4 protein-coding genes are annotated in these 4214 nt (G+C 74.6%); all 4 read left to right on the plus strand.

Annotated features, from left to right (window positions below; all coding sequences use genetic code 11):
- The coding region (locus tag HW445_RS20480; protein WP_180222439.1) for an LpqB family beta-propeller domain-containing protein at window positions 1-1440 on the plus strand (1440 nt) is incomplete at its 5' end.
- Window positions 1441-1448: 8 nt separating this feature from the next.
- Entirely contained in the window at window positions 1449-2372 is a 924-nt protein-coding gene (locus tag HW445_RS20485) for an LD-carboxypeptidase (protein WP_180222440.1), read from the plus strand.
- 92 nt (window positions 2373-2464) lie between these two features.
- Entirely contained in the window at window positions 2465-3013 is a 549-nt protein-coding gene (locus HW445_RS20490; protein ID WP_180222441.1) for a GNAT family N-acetyltransferase, read from the plus strand.
- A gap of 79 nt (window positions 3014-3092) precedes the next feature.
- The coding region (locus HW445_RS20495; protein WP_180222442.1) for a DUF5107 domain-containing protein at window positions 3093-4214 on the plus strand (1122 nt) is incomplete at its 3' end.

Consider the following 4214-nt stretch of genomic DNA (forward strand, 5'->3'; position numbering starts at 1 on the left):
CTGCGCGAGCTCTCCGGCCACGGCCACCGGTTCGTCACCGGCGCGCGCGTCTCCCCGGACGGGACCAGGGCGGCCTGGCTGGCCTGGGACCACCCCCGGATGCCCTGGGACGGCACCGAACTGCTCGTCGCCGACCTCACGGCCGACGGCGTCCTCGGCACCCCGCGCACCGTGGCAGGCGGCGAGGAGGAGTCCGTCGCCCAGGTCGAGTGGACCGCCGACGGCCGGCTGCTGTGGAGCAGCGACCGCGGCGGATGGTGGAACCTCTACCGCGACGGCGAGCCGGTCTGCCCCCGCGAGGAGGAGTTCGGCGGACCGCTGTGGGTGCCGGGCAGCCGCTGGTTCGCACCGCTGGAGTGCGGACTGGTCGCCGTCCTGCACGGCCGTGGCGCGCAGGTGCTCGGCGTCCTCGACCCGGAGACCTGCGAGGTGGTCGACGCCGCGGGCCCCTGGACCGAGTGCGCGTCCATGCTGGCCGTGCACGGCGACCGGGTCGCCACGGTGGGCGGCGGGCCGACGCGGTCCTTCGAGGTGGTCGAGCTGGACACCCGCCTGGGCAGCGCCCGGGTGATCGGCTCCGCCCACCAGGACTCCGTCGACCCGGCCTACCTGCCCGAACCCCGGGCCCGGGTCTTCACCGCCGCCGACGGCCGGGAGGTGCACGCCCACGTGTACCCGCCCCACCACCCGGAGGTCGCCGGCCCCGAGGACGAGCTGCCGCCGTACGTGGTCTGGGCGCACGGCGGCCCCACCAGCCGGGTGCCCATGGTGCTCGACCTGGAGATCGCCTACTTCACCTCCCGCGGCATCGGCGTCGTCGAGGTGAACTACGGCGGGTCCACCGGCTACGGCCGCGAGTACCGCAACCGGCTGCGCGAGCAGTGGGGCGTGGTCGACGTCGAGGACTGCGCGGCGGCGGCGCTCGCCCTCGCCGACGAGGGCAGCGCCGACCGGCGCAGGCTCGCCGTGCGCGGTGGCAGCGCGGGCGGCTGGACCGCCGCCGCCTCGCTGGCCTTCACCGACGTCTACGCCTGCGCCACCATCATCTACCCGGTCCTCGACCTGACCGCCTTCGCCTCCGGGGAGACCCACGACTTCGAGTCCCGCTACCTGGAGTCGCTGGTCGGGCCGCTGGCCGAGGTCCCCGAGCGGTACCGGGACCGCTCGCCCGGCGAGCACCCCGAGCGCATCCGGGCGCCCTTCCTGCTGCTGCAGGGGCTGGAGGACCCGGTCTGCCCGCCGGCCGCGACCGAACGGTTCCTCGACCGGATCCGTGAGGCCGGCGGGGTCCCGCACGCCTACCTCGCCTTCGAGGGCGAGGGCCACGGCTTCCGGCGCGCGGAGACCATGATCCGCGCCCTGGAGTCGGAACTCTCGCTGTACGCCCAGGTGTTCGGCTTCGAGGCGCCGGGCGTGCCGGTGCTGGAACTGCGGAAGTAGGGGACGACGTGCGGGAGCTGACCAGACCGAAGCGGCTGACGCCCGGGGCGCGGGTCGCCGTCGTCGCGCCCAGCGGACCGGTGCCTGAGGAGAGGGTCCAGGCAGGTCTGGAGCTGCTGCGCGGCTGGGAGCTCGATCCGGTGGTGATGCCCCATGTGCTCGGACGCCACCCGGAGTTCGAGTACCTCGCCGGGTCCGACGCCGACCGGGCCGCCGACCTCCAGGCCGCCTGGTGCGACCCGGCCGTGGACGCGGTGATCTGCGCCCGCGGCGGCTACGGCGCACAGCGCATGGTCGACCTCCTCGACTGGTCCGCCCTGCGCGCGGCGGGGCCCAAGGTGTTCGTCGGGTTCAGCGACATCACCGCGCTGCACGAGGCGTTCGCGACCCGCATGGGCCTGGTCACCCTCCACGGCCCCATGGCAGGGGCGATCGACTTCCTGAAGAACGAGCGGGCCCGCGAGCACCTGCGGGCCACCCTCTTCGCACCGGAGTCGACGCGCGTGATCCAGGGCTCGGGCGGAGCCCTCGTCCCGGGACGGGCGAGCGGGGTCACCCTGGGCGGCTGCGTCAGCCTGATCGCCGCGGACCTGGGCACCCCGCACGCGCGGACGGGCGCGAGGGGCGGGTTGCTGATGATCGAGGACATCGACGAGGAGCGCTACCGGCTCGACCGCATCCTCACCCAGCTGCTGCGCGCCGGCTGGCTCGACGGCGTGGCCGGTGTCGCGCTCGGCTCCTGGCACAGGTGCGGCCCCTACGAGGAGCTGCGGGCCCTGTTCGCCGACCGGCTGGGCGGCCTGGGCGTGCCGGTCGCCGAGGAGTTCGGCTTCGGCCACCTCGAGGGGGCGCTGACGATCCCCTTCGGCGTCCGCGCCGAACTCGACACCGAGGCGCGCACCCTCACCCTGGACCGCCCGGCCCTGGCCTGACGCCGCCCCGCCGGATGGAGTGGCCGGTACGGGTGAGAGCGAGACGTGTGGCCGGGCCGGCGCACGCCCGGCGCGGCGGTAAGGTGATCTTCATGCCCGAGGTGTCCTATCTGGCCGTGACCGACCGGATCGGTCTGCGCCCCTTCACCCTCGCCGACGAGGCCGAGTTCACCGCCCGCGCGCGGCAGAGCCGGGACCTGCACCGCCCGTGGCTGTTCCCCCCGGACAGCCCCTCCGCGTACCTGGAGTACGCGACGCGGCTGATCGAGAGCCCCGACAAGGAGGGGTACCTGATCTGCGACCGCGCGGACGGCGGCGCCATCGCCGGCTACGTGAACATCAACAACATCGTGCACGGCGCCTTCCGCAGCGGCGCCCTCGGCTACGGCGCCTTCGCGCACGCCGCCGGCCGCGGCCTGATGACCGACGCCCTCAAGGCCCTCGTCCGGCACGCCTTCGCACCGCCGCTCGACCTCCACCGGCTGGAGATCAACGTCCAGCCCGGCAACGCCCGTTCCGTCGCCCTCGCACGCCGCGCCGGGTTCGCCAAGGAGGGCTTCTCCCCGCGCATGCTCCACGTCGACGGCGCGTGGCGCGACCACGAACGCTGGGCGATCACCGCGGAGATGGTCCCCGCGTGACGAACCGGCGGCCGGAGGGCCGGGGGCCGAACCACGCCGGCCTCTGGCGCGATCGCCGTCCGCCCGCTTCCATGGTCGCGTGACGACGATCCGCCGTGAGGTACTGACGCTGCCCGCCGCCGAGTTGGGCCCCGACAACCCGCTGCCGCCGCTGCGACCGCTGGACGAGGTGCACCAGGTCGAGGACCGGGACCGCAAGGGTCTGCCGCGGGACATGGCCCGGCAGATGGGCTACGCCCCGCTCACCGGGCTGCTCCCGGAGCGCGTCCGCGACGGCTACGACCGCCGACGCGCCCCACGGCCGGTGGAGGCGATCGTCGTGGAGAACGACCGACTCCGCGCGACGGTGCTGCCCACCCTGGGCGGCCGGATCGCCTCCCTGGTCCACAAGCCCACCGGGCGTGAACTGCTGTACCGCAACCCGGTGCTCCAGCCCGCCTGCTTCGCGCTCAACGGCGCCTGGTACTCCGGCGGGGTCGAGTGGAACATCGGCGCCACCGGCCACACCGCGCTCTCCTGCTCCCCGCTGCACGCCGCCCGGGTCACCGCGCCCGACGGCGGCGTGATGCTGAGGCTGTGGGAGTGGGAACGGCTGCGTGACCTGCCGTTCCAGGTCGACCTGTGGCTGCCGGACGGCTCGGACTACCTCTACGTGGGTGTACGGATACGCAACCCGCACGAGCGCCCGGTGCCCACCTACTGGTGGTCCAACATCGCCGTCCCCGAGGAGCGCCGGGTGCTCGCCCCCGCCGACTCGGCCTGGCACTTCGGCTACCACCGCCGGCTGCGGCAGGTGACCGTGCCCGCGTACGAGGGCGTGGACCGGACCCGCCCGCTGAACAGCGTCTTCCCCGCCGACTACTTCTACGACGTTCCCGACGGCCGCCGCCGGTGGATCGCCGCCCTCGACGACGCCGGCCACGGCCTGGCCCAGACGTCCACGGACGTGCTGCGCGGCCGCAAGCTCTTCGTGTGGGGCGGCGGCCCCGGCGGACGCCGCTGGCAGGAGTGGCTGACCGAACCCGGCACCGGCGGCTACTGCGAGATACAGGCCGGGCTCGCCCGCACCCAGCTGGAGCACGTCAAGCTCGACGCGGAGAGCGAGGTCTCCTGGCTGGAGGCGTACGGCCCGCTCGACGTGGACCCCGGCGCGGCGCACGGCGAGGACTGGGCGGCCGCCCTGGACGCCGCCGAGACACGG

The sequence above is a fragment of the Streptomyces sp. UH6 genome, assembly GCF_013421635.1.
Classification (GTDB): domain Bacteria; phylum Actinomycetota; class Actinomycetes; order Streptomycetales; family Streptomycetaceae; genus Streptomyces; species Streptomyces abyssomicinicus.